Source organism: Thiolapillus sp. (genome assembly GCF_048562965.1).
Classification (GTDB): Bacteria; Pseudomonadota; Gammaproteobacteria; order Chromatiales; family Chromatiaceae; genus Thiolapillus; species Thiolapillus brandeum_A.
The window spans coordinates 1-2,279 of sequence record NZ_JBHNMF010000519.1; the positions used below are offsets into that span (position 1 = coordinate 1).

General features: G+C 60.7%; 3 protein-coding genes. 2 read left to right on the forward strand and 1 reads right to left on the reverse strand.

The window, feature by feature from the left end:
• Positions 1-74 precede the first annotated feature (74 nt).
• Positions 75-1,238 (forward strand): ADP-forming succinate--CoA ligase subunit beta, encoded by a 1,164-nt coding sequence (gene sucC, locus ACOCD2_RS17160; RefSeq protein WP_293647168.1) that lies wholly within the window; start codon positions 75-77, stop codon positions 1,236-1,238.
• A 12-nt stretch (positions 1,239-1,250) separates the two neighbouring features.
• Positions 1,251-2,123 (forward strand): succinate--CoA ligase subunit alpha, encoded by an 873-nt coding sequence (sucD, locus tag ACOCD2_RS17165; RefSeq protein ID WP_293647170.1) that lies wholly within the window; start codon positions 1,251-1,253, stop codon positions 2,121-2,123.
• Here sucD and ACOCD2_RS17170 read toward each other — a convergent pair.
• A partial coding sequence (locus tag ACOCD2_RS17170; protein WP_293647172.1) for a hypothetical protein occupies positions 2,076-2,279 on the reverse strand: 204 nt, incomplete at its 5' end. The genes sucD and ACOCD2_RS17170 overlap by 48 nt on opposite strands.

Below are 2,279 nucleotides of genomic sequence, written 5' to 3' on the forward strand. Positions count from 1 at the left end.
CTGGTTGTAGAATACGGATGGTGCCGAAGGGCATGGTTTATCCAACCAGACCAGTGAAAACCTGGAGAACAAGAATGAATCTGCATGAATATCAAGCCAAGGCGCTGTTTACCGAATATGGCATCCCGGTGCCGCAGGGGCGGGTGGCGATAAGCGCCGATGAAGCCGTTGCTGCCGCGAAGGCCCTGGGTGGTGATGCATGGGTGGTCAAGGCCCAGGCGCATACCGGCGCCAGGGGAAAGGCGGGTGGCGTGAAGCTGGTCAGGAGTCCGGATGAGGTGGCCGAAGCAGCAGGCAGTATTATCGGCATGCAGCTGGTAACCCGTCAGACCGGACCCCAGGGCTTGCCGGTGGAAAAGGTGCTGGTGGAGAAAGGCAGCGACATTCGCCGGGAACTGTATCTTGGCGTGCTGCTGGACCGTGCCCGCTCGCGCATCACCTTCATGGCTTCGTCTGCCGGCGGCATGAACATCGAGGAAGTGGCTGCCGAAACACCGGAGAAGATACTGACCACGGTGGTGGATCCTGCCGCCGGCCTGCAGCCTTACCAGGGGCGTTACCTGGCTTTTGGTCTGGGCCTGTCAGGTGACCAGATAAAGGTTTTCGGCAGGATCCTGTCGGCACTGTACCGTCTCTACCTGGAAAAGGATGTCAGCCTGATGGAGATCAATCCCCTGATCGTCACTGCCGATGGCGGACTGATGGCCCTGGATGCCAAGATCAACATTGATGACAGCGCCTTGTACCGCCACGCGGATATCAAGGCCATGCGGGATGTCTCCCAGGAAGATGAAAGAGAAGCGGCAGCGGCAGAACATGACCTCAACTATATATCGCTGGATGGCAATATCGGTTGCATGGTAAACGGTGCGGGACTGGCCATGGCCACCATGGATCTGGTGCAGCTGCAGGGCGGAGAGCCGGCCAATTTCCTGGACGTTGGTGGTGGTACCACGGCGGAAAGGGTGACCGAGGCTTTCAAGCTCATTCTTTCGGACAGCAAGGTCAGGGCGGTGCTGGTGAATATCTTTGGCGGTATCGTGCGCTGTGACCTGATCGCCGAAGGCATCATCACGGCGGTGAAAAGCCTCGGCATGCCGGTGCCTGTGGTGGTGCGCCTGCAGGGCACGAACGCCTCCCAGGGGCTGGCGATGCTGCAACAGAGCGGCCTGGATTTCATCACTGCCGAAGACTTCACCGAGGCCGCGCAGAAGGCCGTGGCCGTTGCCAGAGCCTGACGGGAAACGAATATGAGCATACTGATCGACAGCAATACCCGGGTGATCTGCCAGGGCTTTACCGGCAAGCAGGGCACTTTTCATTCCGAGCAGGCCATTGCCTACGGTACCAAACTGGTCGGTGGTGTTACGCCGGGCAAGGGGGGGCAGAGGCATCTGGACCGGCCGGTGTTCGACACGGTGCATGAGGCTGTCGCCCAGACCGGGGCGGATGCGACCATGATCTACGTGCCGCCACCGTTCGCCGCAGATGCCATCCTGGAAGCTGCCGATGCGGGCATTCGGCTCATCGCCTGCATCACAGAGGGCGTCCCGGTACTGGACATGCTCAGGGTCAAGGCGGCGCTGGCGTCGACAGAGGCACGGCTCATCGGGCCGAACTGTCCCGGCATCATCACGCCGGGGGCCTGCAAGATCGGTATCATGCCCGGCAGCATCCATCAGCCAGGCCGCATCGGTATCATCTCTCGCTCCGGAACCCTCACCTATGAAGCCGTGCATCAGACCACCGAGGCGGGACTGGGGCAGAGCACCTGCGTCGGTCTCGGCGGAGATCCGGTCAACGGCACCAGTTTCATCGACTGCCTGGCTCTGTTCGAGGAGGACGATCAAACCGACGCTGTCATCATGGTGGGGGAAATCGGGGGTTCAGCCGAAGAGGAAGCTGCCGACTATATCAAGAACGAGGTAAGCAAGCCCGTGGTGGCCTATATCGCCGGCGTGACGGCACCGCCCGGCAAGCGCATGGGACATGCCGGTGCCATCATCAGTGGCGGCAAAGGCACGGCGGAAGCGAAATTCCAGGCACTGGAATCTGCCGGTGTGGAGGTTGTACGTTCACCGGCCGACATGGGCAGGCGCATGGCAGAAATATTGAATGACTGAGTAAGTGTTTCCCCGGATTTCTGTAGAGGGGGCCGTTGCATCCGCTGCCAGCCATGGAGAGCGAAGCGAAGGCTGGTAGACCCCAGTAGCCGCGAGGCCGCACTGTTTTCCCGGCGTGCCTTGCGCCAGAGGGAAAACAAAGTAGGCCTCCGAACG

Bases quoted from the DNA above. Each gene is read 5' to 3' on its own strand.
- sucD (WP_293647170.1), top strand. From the start codon at position 1,251: ATGAGCATACTGATCGACAGCAATACCCGGGTGATCTGCCAGGGCTTT.
- sucC (WP_293647168.1), top strand. From the start codon at position 75: ATGAATCTGCATGAATATCAAGCCAAGGCGCTGTTTACCGAATATGGC.